Genomic DNA, 15,922 nt, shown 5'->3' with positions numbered 1-15,922 from the left:
AGCAGGGGGTGAGCACCCGAGCCGTTCTGCTCTCACCGGGTCCCGCGCACCACGGGAGGGTGTCGAAACCGGAGCCGAGCGTCCGATACCATCGAGACGCTCGATGTGGTTACATTGTGCGCCCACGCCCCTATAGCTCAGTTGGTAGAGCTACGGACTTTTAATCCGCAGGTCGTAGGTTCGAGCCCTACTGGGGGCACCACGCGCGACCCGGCGTTCGTTTCCGAACGCCGGGTCGTTTCGTTTTTCGTGGCGCCCGGAGCCGGAACAGCGTGCCCGTAACAAAAATCACGACGAAACGGATCAACGAGACATGAGACTTCGCGCTCTCGCGCTCGCACCTGCTCTGGTACTCCTTGCCGCATGCGGAGGAGGGGGCAACACAGCAGAGTCCGGGTCCCCCGCCGGTGCCGGGTCCGAGGTCGACTGGAACTACATCCGCGCACAGCACAGCGACACGCTGGCGAACATCTCGTGCCTCAGCGATGCGACGTCGTCCGCTGTGGACTGCAACCGGGAGCGCTCCGAAAGCCTCGCCTCGCTACGCGCGGACGTCGAACGACTCCCCGACGGTGCGTCGAAGAGCGACATGCTCCGCAGCATCGGCCACTGGGACGAGAAATACGCCGAGTACACCGCGAAGGAATGCGTCGGCACCGTCGACACGACCCGGCTCCCGTGTGCGCTCGACGAGAGCCTTCTCAACGTGAACATGCTGAGCATCGCGTCCGCCGCGAAGAACTCGGCAGGCTGATCGGATACGGGGCGATCAACTCCCGGATCGGTGAGCGCCCGGGGGTACGTCGTCCGGGCCGGTCCCCAGTTCCTGGGCAGCCCGGCGCCGCTCTTCTTCACGCTTTTCCTCGAGCCGCTGCCGCTCGAGATTCTCGCGCACGCGGTTGAGGTCGCGCCCCCGCTTGCGGTAGCGGTTGACGGCGACGAAAAAGATCACGCACGCCAGGGCCCCGACGATCGCGCCCACCAGTGACGCGCCCCGGAACCCCGGCGCATCGACATCGAGGATCCGCTCACCGGCGTGTGCGGCGTTGCTGCCACCGAGCACGATGCTCAGGGTCATGAGGTTGGGGAGCGCGATGACCAGCGCCGCCACGGCGAGCAGGATCTGTAGGACCCGGTGGTGCTTCCATCGTCGGACCTGCCAGATGCAGGCGAACAGGATGAGCGGGATCGCGGTACAGAGAAGACCGAAAGACAGCCCCCACAGAATGCCGCGGGCGAATCCACCCTCCGCGAGGCCGGCGATCCGTTGCGCCCACCATCTCGGGACGAATGCGGCGAGCACGAAATACGCAATGACGAGCACGGCCAGCGTGACGACGACGACGAGCGTCTTCTTCGCCCACGGAGGCAAACCCTGCCGTGTCTCCTCCGACCGAATACTTGCGTCCGACATCGTGCGGCCCTCCCTGGGTCCTCGGTAGACGCGCCTCAGCCTACGGACCGGTCCGAGTCGTCGAACGTGAATCGGTCCGCCTGCGTTTCTATCCGGTGACCGAACGCTTCTTTGGATACGGTGAGTCCGCAAAACGAATTGTCTCGGTTCGTTTTCGTTTCAGGGGGGAACATGCGCAGTTTCGTGGACCTGGGCCTGTTTCTGGCCGCAGTCGCACTGGGTATCGGGGCGGTGCTGCCCGTCGTCGGAGGTGTACGCCCCACCCAGATCCCGTTGTCGGGATTGCGTGACGGGTTCGCGAGCGCGGATCTCGCCGGCATCGCTTCGCCCGGCTTGCCCCTCCACGAATCTCTCGCGGTGCCACTGGCTGTCGCGGCCGTCCTGCTCCTCCTCGCGGCCTTGTTCGACTCCGTGATCACCGGATGGGTCGGAACGCTTCTGGGGATCGTCACGGCAGTCGCGTTCTGGGCGCAGATCTTCTCCGCGCACGGTGACTACGTGCAGGAGAACCGCCGGACCGCGCTCACCAACCAGAACGGCACGGTGTTGTTGCTGAGCGGCATCCTCGTGGCGTTGCTGTGCTGCCTGGTCGCGCTTCGTCGACCCCCCGGTGGCGCCGACTCGTTCGATTGACAGGTTGCCTGCCGGATCGGCACCACCCGGCGGCCGGGCTCTCCCTGCGGTGCGGTTCGTAACGGCGGCAGTCGCTAATCTCGGCCGCACGGGCGGCCGCGACGGGACGCCCATGACCAGGCAGGTGCTCATGGCAAGTCTCGACGAACTCCTCTCCCAGATCCCCCTCGACCGTGTGGCCGAGCGCCTCGGCGTCGACCGGCAGACCGCGGAGACCGCGGTGCGGGCGGCGCTGCCCACCCTCGTCGGTGGACTCGGTGCCAATGCACGCGATCCGGAGGGAGCGGCCTCGCTGATGTCGGCACTCGACGAACACTCCGGTTCGGGTGTTCTCGACGGCGGGGTGAACGTGGACGAGGTCGACGCCGCAGACGGCAGCAAGATCGTCTCCAACGTGTTCGGGGAGAAGAAGGAACAGGTGATCAGCACCCTGGGTGCGGTCAACGGATCCGGCGGGAACGACCTGATTGCCAAGCTTCTCCCGATCCTCGCGCCCATCGTGCTCTCCTACCTCGCAAAGCAGATCACCGGCAACGGCGCCACCACGGCCGGCGACGCTCGGCCGAGCGGTGGGATCGGCGACATCCTCGGAGGTCTGCTCGAAGGCGCGGCCGGTCGTTCCGGTGCGGGTGGCGGCGGCATCGGGGACGTTCTCGGCAGCGTGCTCGGGGGCAACTCCGGCGGCGGTCTCGGCGGGATTCTCGGTGGTCTTCTCGGCGGCGGCAAGCGCTGAGCCGGGACACCGACGACGACGCCGGCGCCCTGTCGGCGTCGTCGCCCGTTTCGACCGCTGCCCCGCCGTGTCGGGGGCGGCCTCCGGCCGTAGACCGGATCCGGCCTGTACGGTGACCGGCGAACGATTGTGATCGGGGACACGGATAAGACCTGATCACGGCAGCATGTTGTACCGCGTGACAGCGCAGTACGACATTTACCTACGGTTCCGTAGGCTGACAGAGTTCATGCGACACCACACGGAGGGTACGAAGGTATGACGCGAGTCCTGACACAGTTGGAGTTGCTACGCGAGCTGGAGCCCGTTGCCGAAGCGAACGTCGACCGTCACCTGTCGATGGCGAAGGACTGGCATCCTCACGACTACGTCCCGTGGGACGAAGGACGCAACTTCGCTGCGATGGGCGGAGTCGACTGGGAGCCCGAGCAGTCACAGCTCGGCGAGGTCGCCAAGGCGGCGATGATCACCAATCTCCTCACCGAGGACAACCTGCCCTCGTACCACCGCGAGATCGCGGAGGCGTTCTCCCGGGACGGCGCGTGGGGTACCTGGGTGGGCCGCTGGACCGCCGAGGAGAACCGCCACGGCATCGTGATGCGCGACTACCTCGTCGTCACCCGCGGTGTCGACCCGGTGGCACTCGAGAATGCGCGCATGGAGCACATGACCAACGGCTTCGGTTCCCCGAACGAGACGGGAATGCTCCATTCGGTCGCGTACGTGACGTTCCAGGAACTCGCGACGCGCGTGTCGCACCGCAACACAGGTCTGGCCTGCAACGACTCCGTGGCCGACAAGATGCTGCAGCGGATCGCCGCCGACGAGAACCTGCACATGATCTTCTACCGCAACATCTGCGACGCCGCGCTCGACGTCGCGCCCGTGCAGGCACTGGAGGCGATCGTTCACGTTCTCCGCACCTTCGAGATGCCCGGAGCGGGGATGCCCAATTTCCGCCGCAACGGAGTGCTCATGGCGAAGCACGGCATCTACGACCTGCGTCAGCACCTCGACGACGTGGTGATGCCGGTGCTGCGCAAGTGGCGGATCTTCGAACGCGATTTCGGAGCCGGTGGCGCCCAGCTCATCGACGAACTGGGGACCTACCTCGAAGAACTCGAGCGCCAGGCCGTGAAGTTCGAGGACATGCGCGACCGGTCGCTCGCACGCGAAGCAGCCAAACTGGAACGCGCGGGCGCCCTGTCCTGACCCCGGACCGAGGTTCGTCCCGGCAGATTCGGGGCCTACGTCGGTAAACGGTTATCCTGTGCCCGGTACCGCTCTCGGTACCGGGCACAGTCGTCTCCCCGGCGAGGTACCGCGGGAGTTCGCAGTCTTGTTGAAACACAACGCTTTCAGAGGTTCTTTATGTCACCCCTTCGCATCGGCTCGCTCGAACTGAACAGCCCGGTCGTGCTGGCGCCGATGGCGGGAGTGACGAACGTCGCATTTCGCACTCTGTGCCGCGAACTCGAACTCGAACGAGCCGGAAGCACCTCCGGGCTCTACGTGTGCGAGATGGTCACCGCCCGCGCTCTGGTCGAGCGACATCCCGTCACCATGCACATGACGACGTTCGGCCCCACCGAAACCCCGCGTTCACTCCAGCTGTACACCGTCGATCCCGACACCACGTACGCGGCGGCGAAGATGATCGTCGACGAGAACATGGCCGATCACATCGACATGAACTTCGGCTGCCCGGTGCCCAAGGTCACCCGGAAGGGCGGCGGGTCTGCCCTTCCGTACAAGCGCCGACTGTTCGGGCAGATCGTGGCCGCTGCGGTGCGGGCCACCGAGGGCACCGATATCCCGGTGACGGTGAAGTTCCGGGTCGGCATCGACGACGAGCACCACACCCACCTCGACGCCGGGCGCATCGCCGCCGACGAGGGCGCGGCCGCTGTGGCACTTCACGCCCGGACCGCCGCGCAGCGGTACTCGGGCGCTGCGGACTGGAACGAGATCGCCCGGCTCAAAGAGCACGTCACCACCGTCCCGGTTCTCGGCAACGGCGACATCTTCGACGCGGGGGATGCGGAGAAGATGATGACCCAGACCGGGTGCGACGGCGTGGTCGTCGGTCGCGGCTGCCTGGGCCGCCCGTGGCTCTTCGCAGAACTCAGCGCCGCGCTCAACGGCCAGGAGATCCCCACTCCGCCGTCCCTGGGAGAAGTGACGCAGATCATGCGGCGCCACGCCGAGCTGCTCGCCGACCATCACGGCGAAGACCGCGGCACTCGCGAACTCCGCAAGCACATCGCGTGGTACCTGCGCGGCTTCCCCGCCGGGTCCGAAGTCCGCAGCGGTCTCGCGCGGGTGTCTTCGCTCGCCGAACTCGATGATCTGCTCGGAAAACTCGACGCCGACGTGCCGTTTCCCGCGGATGCGGAGGGCCCCCGTGGGCGTCAGGGTTCACCGAGCAGCGTCGCACTGCCCGAGGGCTGGCTCGACGATCCTGAGGACACCTGCGTCCCGGTAGGTGCCGACATCATGCACTCGGGCGGGTAGGAGTCCTTACCCTTCCCGTCGTGTGCGCGTCCACATGAGGGGTCCGTCACCGGCCGCGTGTACCGCTTCGGTAACAGACGGTCAGTATCATGGCGGGATCATTGCGCACCGCCCCCTGTCGGGCGGTGCGCGCGAATGCGGTCGACCCGCGGAGAGGCAAGGCACCGGTGGACGAAGGGCACGACTCGGGCCTGCCCGACAATCGCGCTCCTTGGGAACGTCCGATAGCCGACCCCACCTTCCGTGAGGCTCCGTCCGGGCATCGCCGCCGCAGTCGTGCCCGCCGCGCCGACATCCCGGCCGACGGTGCGCGTGCCGGTGGCGCTCATTCGGAGGATGCCCGTTCCAGAGGTGCGCATTCCGCGGAGGCGCACTCCGAGGGTGACCACGCGGCAAGCCGCCGTGATTCCGGCCGGAACCGCCGCGCCGCGGACGCCGGCGACCCGGAGCGGCTCACCGTCGCGGACCTCGTCGACAAGGTGTCGCGCCGAGACGGGTCACCTCCCCCAACGCCGACGCCCACGCCCCCGGTCACGCCCCCGGTCACGGCGTCGTCCTCACTGCCTCCCGCACATCCGCGCAACGGTCTTCCCGCGAGTCCGCCCGGCCGGCCGGTTCCTCCGCCGCCCGCGGGCCGGCCCCTTCCCGCATCGCCTCCCCCCGTACCACCCACCGCAGCACCCCCTGCCGCACCACCGCCTCCACCGGTGCGAACACCGCAGCCCGGCCCCCCGCGGCCACCTGTCGCCTCGCCACCGCCCGTCGCCCCGCCACCGCCTGTCGCCCCACCGCGGCCGCCCGTGGTACCGCCACCCCGTGCGGCCGTTCCCCCGCCCGGCCCCCCTCCGCCCCGGCGCGCACCCCGGCCTCCCGTCGGGGACAGTCCGACCGAGTTGATCGCGCCGGTCGACGACGACTTCGAGGCCGAGCCCCCTGTCGACGACGACCTGCACGACGAGCCTGTCCACACCCGGACGGTCCGGGCGCACGCGGCACCGAAAGAGGTCGGAACAGACGGACTGACCCGCCTCGAGTCGAGCAAGCGACGGAAGGATCGCAGGCTGCGCGTCGCGGCCCGGTCCGCGGTCGCGTTCTTCTCGGTCCTCGCACTCCTCGGCACCGGATCGGTGTGGACATACGTGAAGTCGACGGAAGCGGGTTTCTCGCAGATCGCGGCGCTCGACACGGAGTCCGCCGACATCGTCGACGCGGCCGGGCAGACCGGCGACGAGACCTATCTCATCGTCGGCACCGACACCCGTGCCGGAGCCAGCGGCGCGGTCGGAGCCGGCACCACCGAGGACGCGGAGGGAGCCCGCGCCGACACCGTGATCCTCGTCAACATCCCGGCGGACCGCAGCCGTGTCGTCGCGGTGTCGTTCCCCCGCGATCTCGATGTGGAACGCCCGGTGTGCCGGGGCTGGGACAGCTCGACCGGCGACTACAGCTCGGATACCTTCCCCGCGGCGGACGGCGACAAGCTCAACGCCACGTATGCCCTCGGTGGGCCGAAATGCCTGGTCAAGGTCATCCAGAAGATGTCCGGGTTGAAGATCGGCCACTTCGTCGGCATCGACTTCGCCGGGTTCGAAGCCATGGTCGACAAGGTCGGCGGGGTAGAGGTATGTACCACCACGCCACTCGAGGACGGGGAACTCGGCACCATTCTGGACTCGCCCGGCACGCACACCCTGAGCGGCCACAAGGCACTCGATTATGTCCGGGCGCGCTACGTCTTCACCGAAGGCAACGGCGACTACGGCCGGATCACCCGGCAGCAGAAATTCCTGTCGTCGCTGCTGCGCTCGGCCCTGTCGAACAAGGTCCTCCTCGATCCGGGCAAACTCAACGGGTTCATCAGCGCGTTCACCAGCGCGACGTTCGTCGAGAACGTCAACACCGAATCGTTGGTCAAGCTGGGCCGCTCACTGCAGAACGTCGACGCCGGAGCCGTCACCTTCCTGACCGTGCCCACCGCGGGAACGAACGACTGGGGGAACGAAATCCCCCGGCTCGACGACATCGAGTCGATCTTCACCGCGATCATCGACGATCTCCCCCTCCCCGGTGAACGGCGCGAGGAACCTCAGGACGACGCCGGTGCCCCACCACCGGAGCCGGCTCCGACTGCTCCCGCTCAGATCGCGGTCGACCCGGGCGCGGTGAGCGTGCAGGTCTCCAACGCGTCCGGTGAGTCCGGCCTGGCAGCCCGGATCGCCGAAACCGTCGGGGCGTACGGCTTCCCCGTCTACGAGGTCGGCAACTACTCGGGCACGAGCGCCAAGACGGTGATCCGCTTCGCGGCGGGCCAGGAGGCCGAGGCGATGACCGTCGCCACGGCGTTCCCGGGCGCTGTGCTGCAGGAGGCACCCGCATCCGCCCAGCTCGGTTCGATCGTCGAGATCGTGCTCGGCACCGGGTTCGACGGCACGGTCGTCGCCCCCACTCCTGCGGGAAGCCGGCTCGAGCCGGTGAAGATCGAAGCGCCCTCCAGCAAGGATTCGATCGAACTCCCGCCCGATCTGTCGATCACCAACGCAGGGGACGATCTCTGCGGGTGACGCCGCTCCTGCCCACTCGTTCACCCGGGGTTCACCCGATGCTCGTGACCTGTACTTTTCCGCACCGTAGGGTGTGCCATTATGCGCGTCGTCTACAACGTACAAATGAGCGAACTCGGTGACCTCCTCGGAGAGATGGCCGGACTCGCCGGACTTGCAATGGAGCGGTCCACCGAAGCCCTACTCACCGCCGATCTCGGCCTCGCCGAGCAGGTGATCGAGGAGCACGACAAGATCACCGACCTCGCCGTGGTGTGTGAGGAGAAGGCGTTCCAGCTCCTCGCCCTCCAGGGGCCGGTCGCGGGCGATCTCCGAGCGGTGGTCAGCGGTATCCAGATCGTCGCCGACATCGATCGCATGGGCGCACTCGCCCTGCACATCGCGAAGGCGACCCGCCGGCGTCATCCGAACCACGTGCTTCCCGACGAGGTCAAGGGATACTTCGCCGAGATGGGCCGCATCGCGGTAGCCCTCGGCGGGGCCACCCGCGAAATCCTCGAAACCCGCGACCCGGAGCGCGCGTTGCGTCTCCATCACGAAGACGAAGCGATGGACGATCTGCACCGCCATCTCTTCAAGGTCCTCATGGACCCGGAGTGGAAGCACGGCGTCGCCGCGGCCGTCGACGTCACCCTGCTCGGTCGCTTCTACGAGCGCTTCGCGGACCACGCGGTGGAGGTCGGCCGGCGCGTGATCTTCCTGGTCACCGGCAAGCTCCCCACGGAAGAAGACATCCGCGAACTGGGCAACAAAGTCGACAAACTGACGGTGTACCCCACCGAATCCTGATTCGTCCGAGACACGTGAAGGCCCCGGCGGGATGTTCCCGCCGGGGCCTTCGCGTGTGACACACCAGGTGCCGGGTCAGCCGAAACGACCCGAGATGTAGTCCTCGGTGGCCTTCTGGGTCGGGTTGGAGAAGATCTTCTCGGTGTCGTCGATCTCGACGAGCCGACCCGGACGACCGGTCGCCTCCAGGTTGAAGAAGGCGGTCTGATCGCTCACGCGCGCAGCCTGCTGCATGTTGTGGGTGACGATGACGATCGTGAAGTCCTGCTTGAGTTCGGCGATCAGATCCTCGATGGCGAGGGTCGAGATCGGGTCGAGCGCGGAGCAGGGCTCGTCCATGAGCAGCACGTCGGGCTGAACCGCGATCGCACGCGCGATGCACAGTCGCTGCTGCTGGCCACCGGAGAGACCGCCGCCGGGCTTGTCGAGGCGGTCCTTGACCTCGTTCCACAGGTTCGCGCCGCGCAGCGACTTCTCGGCAACCTCGTCGAGCGTCTTCTTGTCGCGTGCGCCCTGCAACTTCAGGCCGGCGACCACGTTGTCCCGGATGGACATGGTGGGAAACGGGTTCGGGCGCTGGAACACCATGCCGATGGTCTTACGCACGCCCACCGGATCTACGTCGGCGCCGTAGATGTCTTCACCGTCGAGCAGCACGGATCCCTCGACGCGGGCGCCGGGAGTGACCTCGTGCATCCGGTTGAGCGAGCGCAGAACGGTGGACTTGCCACAGCCCGACGGCCCGATGAACGCGGTGACGCTCCGCGGCGGCACGGAAAGGGTCACGTCGGCAACGGCGTGGAACTTTCCGTAGAAGATGTTGACGTCCTTGAGATCCAGACGCTTGGCCATTACAGGCTCCCTACTGGTGTATCGATGTCGTGAGAGAAGGTCATGCGGCGGCTACTTCCTCGAGCCGACCTGCGAGTAATGGCTGATCACCTTGGCCGCGACGTTCAGCACCGCGATCACAAGAATCAGTGTGAGGGCGGCGCCCCAGATGCGCTGCGAACCGGCGGCAGTCGGGTTGTTCATTTCGGCGACCATGACGCCGGGGAGCGAACCCTGCTCACCGCCGAACAGGTCGAAATTGATGAACGGCGCGTACCCGACGAGGATCAGCAGCGGCGCGGTTTCGCCCATGACCCGGGCGAGAGCGAGCATGATGCCCGTGATGATTCCGGCCATCGACGTGGGAAGGACGATCCTGACGATGGTCTTCCACTTGGGCACACCCAGCGCGTAGGAGGCTTCGCGGAGGTCCTGCGGCACGATCCGCAGCATCTCCTCGGTGCTGCGCACCACCACCGGCACCATCAGCAGCACGAGCGCGAGGGATACCGCGAAGCCCGACTTGGGCATTCCGAACGTGGACACCCACAGGGCGTAGATGAACAGCGCCGCGACGATCGACGGCACACCGCTGAGGATGTCGACCATGAAGGTCGTGATCTTCCCGAGCTTGGACCGGCCTGCGTACTCCACGAGGTAGATCGCGACGAACACGCCGAGCGGTATCGAGATGATCGCGCAGACGAGTCCCTGCAGCAGGGTGCCCACCAGCGCGTGATAGATGCCGCCGCCTGTCGAAGAGGCGGTCAGGCCGCTCAACGAGTGGGTGAACCACGTGGCCGACATCAGGGCCGGAAGGCCCTTGGCGACGACCGTGGCCAGCACCCAGACGAGCGGCACCAGCGCGACGAGTACCGACAGGGTCACCAGCACGGTGGCGCCGACGTCGGTGATGCGCCGGCGGGTGCTCACCTTCTGGAAGGTGGGTGCCTTGACGGGCGAGTCGAGGGTTGTCGTCGACATCGGTCAGTCCCTCTTTCCTGCGACCACCATGCGGGCCGCGGCGTTGACCAGGAAGGTCAGCACGAAGAGCACCAGGCCGGCAGCGATGTAGGCACCTGCCTGGATATCGTTGTTGAACTCGGCGTAGCCGAGAGCGATCTTCGACGCGATCGTGGCGCCGCCATCGAACAGGGACCACGAGAACCCGGCGGACGTCGTGCGCAGGATCAGGTAGAGCGCCATCGTCTCACCGAGTGCGCGGCCGAGACCGAGCATCGATCCGCTGACGTAGCCGGACTTGCCGAACGGGATGATGGTCGTCCGGACGACCTCCCAGCGGGTGGCTCCGAGCGCGAGCGCGGCCTCGATGTGCGCGACCGGCGTCTGGACGAACACCTCGCGGCTCACCGCCGCGATCGTCGGCAGGATCATCACTGCCAGGACGATCCCCGCGGTGAAGATCGTGCCACCGCCCGCGATCGAACCGCTGCCCGTGGCGAACAACGGGAACCAGCCGAACGTGGTGTTGAGCCACGAGGCGATCGGGCGCAGGAAGGGCGCGAGCACGAGCACCCCCCACAAGCCGTAGACGATCGACGGGACCGCGGCGAGAAGATCGATCACGTAGGCGAGCGGCTTCTTGAGGCGGCCCGGGCAGTAGGTGGTCAGGAAGATCGCGATACCGAGCGCGACAGGCATCGCGAGGGCGAGCGCGAAGAGCGAGACCAGCACCGTGACCTGGAACAGGTCGAGGACGCCGAAGGCCATGTCCTCGATGTCCTGCGTGATCCACTGGTCGCTCGTGAGGAAGTTGACGGTGTTGCGCTGCAGAGCGGGCACGGCACGCCACACCAGGAACACCGCGATCGCGCCGATGATCACCGAGATCAGGATCGCGGAGCCGGTGGCCAGCGAGCCGAAGATGCGGTCGCCCGGTCGCACGACAGTCTTGTGCGTGCGCTCCGAGGGTGGTGTGGTGCTGATCGTTGCCTCCGTAGTACCAGGGTGACCGCCCGTTCCTGACCGGGCCGGGTCGTCCGACTCCGTACGAGCCGTTTTCGTGGGCGCGTCAGTCATGTGCGCTCATATTCTCTCTGGGCGTGTTCGTCAGGAACGGGCGGTCCACCGATCTATTCGGACGCGATGGCGTCGATCGACTGGGTCAGACGCTCCTGGAAGGAGCTCGGCAGCGGCACGTAACCCTGTTCCCCGAGGCCGTCCTGACCCTCGTTGGCCGCCGAGAGAAGGAACGACTTCACAGCGGAAGCGGTGTCGGCGTCGTATCCGGCGGAGCAGACGATCTCGTACGTGGCGAGAACGAGCGGGTAGGTGCCCGGCTCGGTGCTCCCGAAGATCGAGGACAGGTCCAGCGTGAGATCACCTTCGACCGCGGGCGCGAACTCGGCGCCCTCGATTGCCTTGGCGGCGGACTCCTCGGTGAGTTCGACCGGGCCCGAGCCGTTGTCGATCCGCGCCATGCTCAGCCCGTTCTGATCCGCGAACGACTTCTCCACGTAGGTGATCGAGCCGGGGGAGCCGCTCACTGCCTGCGCGACGCCCGCTGAGCCCTTCGCGCCTTCACCGGTGCCACCGGTGAAGTCGGATCCCGCGCCGGTGGTCCATGCACCGTCGGACGCGACCTCGAGGTACTGCTGGAAGTTGTCCGTGGTGCCCGACGAGTCGGAGCGCACGATCGGCGTGATCGCGCTGTCGGGCAGGTCCACACCCTCGTTGAGTGCGGCGATGGCCGGATCGTTCCACGTGGTGATCGAGCCGTTGAAGATCTTGGCGGTGGTCGCGGCGTCGAGCACGAGGCCGTCGACTCCGTCGAGGTTGTATGCCAGCGCGACCGGGCCGAACACCAGCGGAAGGTTCCAGGCGGGGTTGCCGGCGCAGCGCTCGAGAGCCTGCTCGGCCTGCTCACCCTTGATCGCGGAATCGGACCCGGCGAAGTCGATCTGCCTGGCGGTGAACTGTGTGCGACCGTCACCCGAGCCCGTCGGGTTGTATGCGACGTTGACCGTTGTGCCCTTCTGCGAGCACACGGCGATGTAGGTGGCCACGAACTGGTCCATCGCATTCTTCTGTGCGGATGAGCCGGCAGCGGACAGGTTGGGTTTTCCCTCACAGGTGGCACTGGACGCGGACGCATCCACATCTATCGAACCCGAGTTGTCGTCGGTACCGCACGCGGTGAGCGTGAGAGCACCGACCGCCAATGCGCCCAGCAGGGCACCATTGCGCTTGAGGTTCACCTGTACTCCTCCGGAGTTCACGACCGCTGACCGAAGGCAGCGGAATCGAGGCGCGGGTGATCCCTGCGCCGGGCCGCCACAACGGACCCGTATGAAAAAACTAGGTGCTCACGGTTGACTGACGGACGACCCCGGGTGAACGGGGGATGAACAGACCGGATACACCTGGCAGCACTGTTGCCGCGGTCACGATCGGGCGTAGGCGACGTCCACGTGGAAACGCTCGAATCCCAGCTTGCCGTAGGTGTTGAGCGCCGCGGTGTTGTCACCTTCGACGTAGAGCAACACGGTGTGGAGCCCACGGTCGCGGAGGTGATGCAACCCCGCGAGTGTGAGCAGCCGTCCCAGGCCGCGACCCTGCGCGGACGGGTCGATGCCGACGACGTACACCTCTCCGAGGGCTTCCTCCCCGTCCGTGGCCGGATGCACCTTCGTCCAATGGAACCCCAGCAGGACATCGGGATCGGCGGCGTCGAACGCGAGGAACAACCCTTCGGGGTCGAACCACGACTCCGCGCGGCGCTCCGCGACGTCGACGTCCGTCCAGCGTCCTTGCTCGGGATGCCACTCGAAAGCCGCCGCGTTGACCCGGAGCAGTTCGGAGTCGTCGTTCGGCCCCTGGTAGGTGCGCAGCACGATCGAGTCCGGTACCGCGACGGCGGGTAGTTCGGGGACGTCGAGGGGGCGGCGGAGCTGGAGCAGTTCACGAACGCCGGTCAATCCCAGCCGGTGTGCCACAGCGCGCGCTGCCGGAAGGTCACCGTGTGCCCAGACCCGGGCGCCGTCGCCGCCGGCCGTCAGCGCGGCGTCGACCAGTTCACCGCCGAGTCCCTGCCCCCGATGGGCGGGGTCGACGACCACTTCGGCCATGGCGGGATGGTCCTCGTGCGCGGGTACGAGGTTCGCGTAGCCGACGACGGTGTCGTCGACCGTCCTGATCAGGTGTCTGGCGTCGCTGTCGCGGGTGAGGGAGTGGATCACCTGCTCCGAGACCGGCGCGGTGCCGTCGGCAGCGCCCGCTCGGGCGATGACGTCGCGCACCCCCTGCGCCTGTTCGGACGACGGAAGACCGGTGAACTCGGACGCAATGCTCATTCGGCGAATTCTGCCTCGGACTCCTCGAGTTCCGGGGCGATACCCCCTGCTTTGTTCCGGGAGGACGGCCGGACAGCCTTGTAGCCGACGTTGCGGACGGTCCCGATCAGGGATTCGTATTCGGGGCCGAGCTTCGCTCGCAGGCGCCGGACGTGCACGTCGACAGTGCGGGTGCCACCGAAGAAGTCGTAACCCCACACCTCCTGCAGAAGCTGTGCACGGGTGAACACCCGGCCGGCGTGCTGGGCGAGGTACTTGAGGAGTTCGAACTCCTTGTACGTCAGGTCGAGGGGACGACCACGCAACCGGGCGGTGTAGGTGCCTTCGTCGATCGACAGTTCACCGAGGGTGATCTTGCCCGAACTCTCCGCGCTGACGAGGCCGCCTGCACGTCCGACGAGAAGGCGCAACCGCGCATCCAGTTCGGCCGGGCCGGTGGTCGTGAGCAGGATGTCGTCGAGGCCCCACTCGGGATTCACGGCAACCAGGCCGCCTTCGGTGAGCACCGCGATAACCGGGATAGCCGACCCTGTACTGCCGAGCAGACGACACAGTCCTCGTGCTGCCGCGAGATCGCTGCGCGCATCGACGATCGCTATGTCGGCAGAACTGGCCTCGAGCAGCGACGATACTTCCGTCGGAGCCGGTCGGACCGAGTGCGCCAGCAGCGCCAGCGACGGCAGGACCGCGTCCGGGTTCGGGTCGGAGGTCAGAAGGAGAAGCTCCACTGGGCCTCCAGTTCCTCGCGCTACCAGCGCGGATCGGGTGCGTAAACGACGTGCTACAGATTAGCGCTCTGTTTGTTACCGGCATGTAAGCACGACGTCGCAGAAGATCGATTCCCACATTTCGGACACGCTGCTCGCATCCGCGGCACGGTGCCCGCGGCCGCGTCGGCCACAATGGGAGGCGTGCGCAAACTGATCTTCGGTCTCGTGGTCCTGCTCGGAGTCGCCGTTCTCACCGACTTCGGCGCGGCGGCGTGGTCCGAGTACCGCGTGTCTCGTGCACTGCGCGAGGGTGGCGTACTCCAGGCCGATCCCGCCGTCACCATTCACGGCTTCCCGTTCCTTCTCCAGGCCCGCAACGGGCATTACGAGAACGTGGAAATCGTGGCCGACGGAGTGCACACCGAGATGCTCGGGGACATCACCGTCGAAGCGAACCTCATCGGCGCCCATGCCGCCGCGGGCGAACTGCTCGACGGGTCGATCCGTACCGTGCCGGTGGACCTCCTGTTCGGCCGCGTCATGATCGACGCCACCGAACTCGGGCAGCTCTACAACATCCCTGACCTGCAGATTTCCGCCCCTCCGGAGAGCAAGTCCGACGGGACCGGCGGGTCGGGAGGATCCGGTCCGACCACTGCCGGCGGCGTCGTGCTCACCGGTACCGTGCCGGTCGGGCCGGAGCCCGCGACGGTGAGCGTGCAGGCCGACCTCGTGCTCGACGGGGACCGCGTGCACATCGTGGCGTCCGACCTGTACTTCGGCCGGGAGGGGCGCGCGGACTTCGCGGTGCCCGACGCGCTGAAGCCGGTCGTGCTCGGGTTGTTCACCACGACGATCGAGCCTCAGGATCTGCCCTTCGGCGTGAAGCCGACGTTCGTGGAGGCACGAGGATCGCGCATCGTCATCGAGGGCGAGGCGCACAACACCACGATCGATCTCACCGAGGTGCAGGCAGCCCCGTGATCGCACTCGTTGGCCTCGCGATCGTGATCGTCGCCACGCTCGGCGTCGGAGTGATGTTGCGCACACGCGAAGGCAAGATCCGCGCGAGCAGCCCGGAAGGCGCCGGATCTGACTACGTCGACCCTGCGCTCGCGGCGGTGGGGGTGGGCGGCGGCGTGCCCGTGATCCTGCACTTCTCCGCGCCGTGGTGCGGACCGTGCGCATCCGTCCGGCGCGTGATCGCCCGTGTCCTCGGCGACACGTCCGGAGAAGCACTCGACGTGGAACTCGACCTCGACGAAAACCCGCTTCCCGCCAGGCAGCTCGGGGTGATGTCGCTACCGACGACCTTCGTGTTCGACGCCGCCGGACGCGAGCGCTACCGGGTGTCCGGTGTACCGGAGGCCGCCGACCTCCGCGCGGCCCTCGCATCTCTGTAATACGCAGTGGTCCTATTTCCC

General features: G+C 67.1%; 16 protein-coding genes and 1 tRNA gene. 10 read left to right on the top strand and 7 right to left on the bottom strand.

Going from position 1 to position 15,922, the window contains the following annotated elements; genetic code table 11:
• Positions 1-126: 126 nt before the first annotated feature.
• Together ACLQ3J_RS14940 and ACLQ3J_RS14935 are read left to right on the top strand one after the other, a co-directional pair.
• Positions 127-202: transfer RNA gene (locus tag ACLQ3J_RS14940), tRNA-Lys, on the top strand.
• Between the two features lie 111 nt (positions 203-313).
• Entirely contained in the window at positions 314-754 is a 441-nt protein-coding gene (locus tag ACLQ3J_RS14935; RefSeq protein ID WP_425903736.1) for a hypothetical protein, read from the top strand.
• A gap of 15 nt (positions 755-769) precedes the next feature.
• On the opposite strand, the gene ACLQ3J_RS14930 is transcribed toward ACLQ3J_RS14935, so the two are convergent.
• The gene (locus ACLQ3J_RS14930; RefSeq protein ID WP_169621262.1) at positions 770-1,414 is read right to left on the bottom strand and encodes a hypothetical protein; all 645 of its coding nucleotides are present in this window, start codon (positions 1,412-1,414) and stop codon (positions 770-772) included.
• Between the two features lie 171 nt (positions 1,415-1,585).
• On the opposite strand from ACLQ3J_RS14930, the gene ACLQ3J_RS14925 reads away from it, so the two are divergent.
• The 6 genes from ACLQ3J_RS14925 to phoU all read left to right on the top strand — a co-directional run bounded on the left by ACLQ3J_RS14925 (position 1,586) and on the right by phoU (position 8,644).
• A complete protein-coding gene (locus ACLQ3J_RS14925) occupies positions 1,586-2,047 on the top strand; it encodes a hypothetical protein (protein WP_169621263.1) in 462 nt (153 codons plus the stop codon).
• 130 nt (positions 2,048-2,177) lie between these two features.
• Positions 2,178-2,780, top strand: a complete 603-nt coding sequence (locus tag ACLQ3J_RS14920) for a DUF937 domain-containing protein (RefSeq protein WP_169621415.1) — start codon at positions 2,178-2,180, stop codon at positions 2,778-2,780.
• Between the two features lie 258 nt (positions 2,781-3,038).
• Positions 3,039-3,992 (top strand): acyl-ACP desaturase, encoded by a 954-nt coding sequence (locus ACLQ3J_RS14915; RefSeq protein ID WP_169621264.1) that lies wholly within the window; start codon positions 3,039-3,041, stop codon positions 3,990-3,992.
• 159 nt (positions 3,993-4,151) lie between these two features.
• Positions 4,152-5,294: a tRNA dihydrouridine synthase DusB gene (gene dusB, locus ACLQ3J_RS14910; RefSeq protein ID WP_169621265.1), complete on the top strand. Its 1,143-nt coding sequence runs from the start codon at positions 4,152-4,154 to the stop codon at positions 5,292-5,294.
• Positions 5,295-6,001: 707 nt separating this feature from the next.
• Complete coding sequence (locus ACLQ3J_RS14905; protein WP_425903734.1) at positions 6,002-7,855, top strand: LCP family protein; 1,854 nt, start codon at positions 6,002-6,004, stop codon at positions 7,853-7,855.
• An 81-nt stretch (positions 7,856-7,936) separates the two neighbouring features.
• A complete protein-coding gene (phoU, locus tag ACLQ3J_RS14900) occupies positions 7,937-8,644 on the top strand; it encodes a phosphate signaling complex protein PhoU (protein WP_169621267.1) in 708 nt (235 codons plus the stop codon).
• A gap of 75 nt (positions 8,645-8,719) precedes the next feature.
• Here phoU and pstB read toward each other — a convergent pair whose 3' ends face one another.
• The 6 genes from pstB to ACLQ3J_RS14870 all read right to left on the bottom strand — a co-directional run bounded on the left by pstB (position 8,720) and on the right by ACLQ3J_RS14870 (position 14,516).
• Positions 8,720-9,496, bottom strand: coding sequence for a phosphate ABC transporter ATP-binding protein PstB (gene pstB, locus ACLQ3J_RS14895; RefSeq protein WP_169621268.1), 777 nt, complete (start codon positions 9,494-9,496; stop codon positions 8,720-8,722).
• Between the two features lie 51 nt (positions 9,497-9,547).
• Complete coding sequence (gene pstA, locus ACLQ3J_RS14890; RefSeq protein WP_169621269.1) at positions 9,548-10,459, bottom strand: phosphate ABC transporter permease PstA; 912 nt, start codon at positions 10,457-10,459, stop codon at positions 9,548-9,550.
• A gap of 3 nt (positions 10,460-10,462) precedes the next feature.
• The gene (gene pstC / locus ACLQ3J_RS14885) at positions 10,463-11,515 is read right to left on the bottom strand and encodes a phosphate ABC transporter permease subunit PstC (RefSeq protein ID WP_169651946.1); all 1,053 of its coding nucleotides are present in this window, start codon (positions 11,513-11,515) and stop codon (positions 10,463-10,465) included.
• 53 nt (positions 11,516-11,568) lie between these two features.
• On the bottom strand, positions 11,569-12,693 hold the full coding sequence (gene pstS, locus ACLQ3J_RS14880; RefSeq protein ID WP_169621271.1) for a phosphate ABC transporter substrate-binding protein PstS: 1,125 nt from the start codon (positions 12,691-12,693) through the stop codon (positions 11,569-11,571).
• 186 nt (positions 12,694-12,879) lie between these two features.
• Complete coding sequence (gene mshD, locus ACLQ3J_RS14875) at positions 12,880-13,788, bottom strand: mycothiol synthase (protein ID WP_378527943.1); 909 nt, start codon at positions 13,786-13,788, stop codon at positions 12,880-12,882.
• Complete coding sequence (locus ACLQ3J_RS14870) at positions 13,785-14,516, bottom strand: winged helix-turn-helix transcriptional regulator (protein ID WP_169621273.1); 732 nt, start codon at positions 14,514-14,516, stop codon at positions 13,785-13,787. Before ACLQ3J_RS14870 ends, mshD begins: the two co-directional genes overlap by 4 nt.
• Positions 14,517-14,699: 183 nt before the next feature.
• Between ACLQ3J_RS14870 and ACLQ3J_RS14865 the strand changes: the two genes are divergently transcribed.
• Positions 14,700-15,482: an LmeA family phospholipid-binding protein gene (locus ACLQ3J_RS14865; protein ID WP_169621274.1), complete on the top strand. Its 783-nt coding sequence runs from the start codon at positions 14,700-14,702 to the stop codon at positions 15,480-15,482.
• Positions 15,479-15,901, top strand: coding sequence for a thioredoxin family protein (locus ACLQ3J_RS14860; RefSeq protein WP_425903732.1), 423 nt, complete (start codon positions 15,479-15,481; stop codon positions 15,899-15,901). The genes ACLQ3J_RS14865 and ACLQ3J_RS14860 overlap by 4 nt, the downstream gene beginning before the upstream one ends.
• The last annotated feature ends 21 nt before the right edge of the window (positions 15,902-15,922 follow it).

Source organism: Rhodococcus sp. DT1, assembly GCF_049844875.1.
In the GTDB taxonomy this organism is placed as follows: domain Bacteria; phylum Actinomycetota; class Actinomycetes; order Mycobacteriales; family Mycobacteriaceae; genus Rhodococcus.
Note: the sequence above shows the minus strand (reverse complement) of the source record. Positions and strands in the feature narration are given on the sequence as shown.

Excerpts from the sequence above, each read along its gene's own strand:
- ACLQ3J_RS14930 (WP_169621262.1), bottom strand. The coding sequence starts at position 1,414 with ATGTCGGACGCAAGTATTCGGTCGGAGGAGACACGGCAGGGTTTGCCT.
- ACLQ3J_RS14915 (WP_169621264.1), top strand. The coding sequence starts at position 3,039 with ATGACGCGAGTCCTGACACAGTTGGAGTTGCTACGCGAGCTGGAGCCC.
- phoU (WP_169621267.1), top strand. The coding sequence starts at position 7,937 with ATGCGCGTCGTCTACAACGTACAAATGAGCGAACTCGGTGACCTCCTC.
- ACLQ3J_RS14920 (WP_169621415.1), top strand. The coding sequence starts at position 2,178 with ATGGCAAGTCTCGACGAACTCCTCTCCCAGATCCCCCTCGACCGTGTG.
- ACLQ3J_RS14925 (WP_169621263.1), top strand. The coding sequence starts at position 1,586 with ATGCGCAGTTTCGTGGACCTGGGCCTGTTTCTGGCCGCAGTCGCACTG.
- pstB (WP_169621268.1), bottom strand. The coding sequence starts at position 9,496 with ATGGCCAAGCGTCTGGATCTCAAGGACGTCAACATCTTCTACGGAAAG.
- pstA (WP_169621269.1), bottom strand. The coding sequence starts at position 10,459 with ATGTCGACGACAACCCTCGACTCGCCCGTCAAGGCACCCACCTTCCAG.
- mshD (WP_378527943.1), bottom strand. The coding sequence starts at position 13,788 with ATGAGCATTGCGTCCGAGTTCACCGGTCTTCCGTCGTCCGAACAGGCG.
- dusB (WP_169621265.1), top strand. The coding sequence starts at position 4,152 with ATGTCACCCCTTCGCATCGGCTCGCTCGAACTGAACAGCCCGGTCGTG.
- ACLQ3J_RS14935 (WP_425903736.1), top strand. The coding sequence starts at position 314 with ATGAGACTTCGCGCTCTCGCGCTCGCACCTGCTCTGGTACTCCTTGCC.
- pstC (WP_169651946.1), bottom strand. The coding sequence starts at position 11,515 with ATGACTGACGCGCCCACGAAAACGGCTCGTACGGAGTCGGACGACCCG.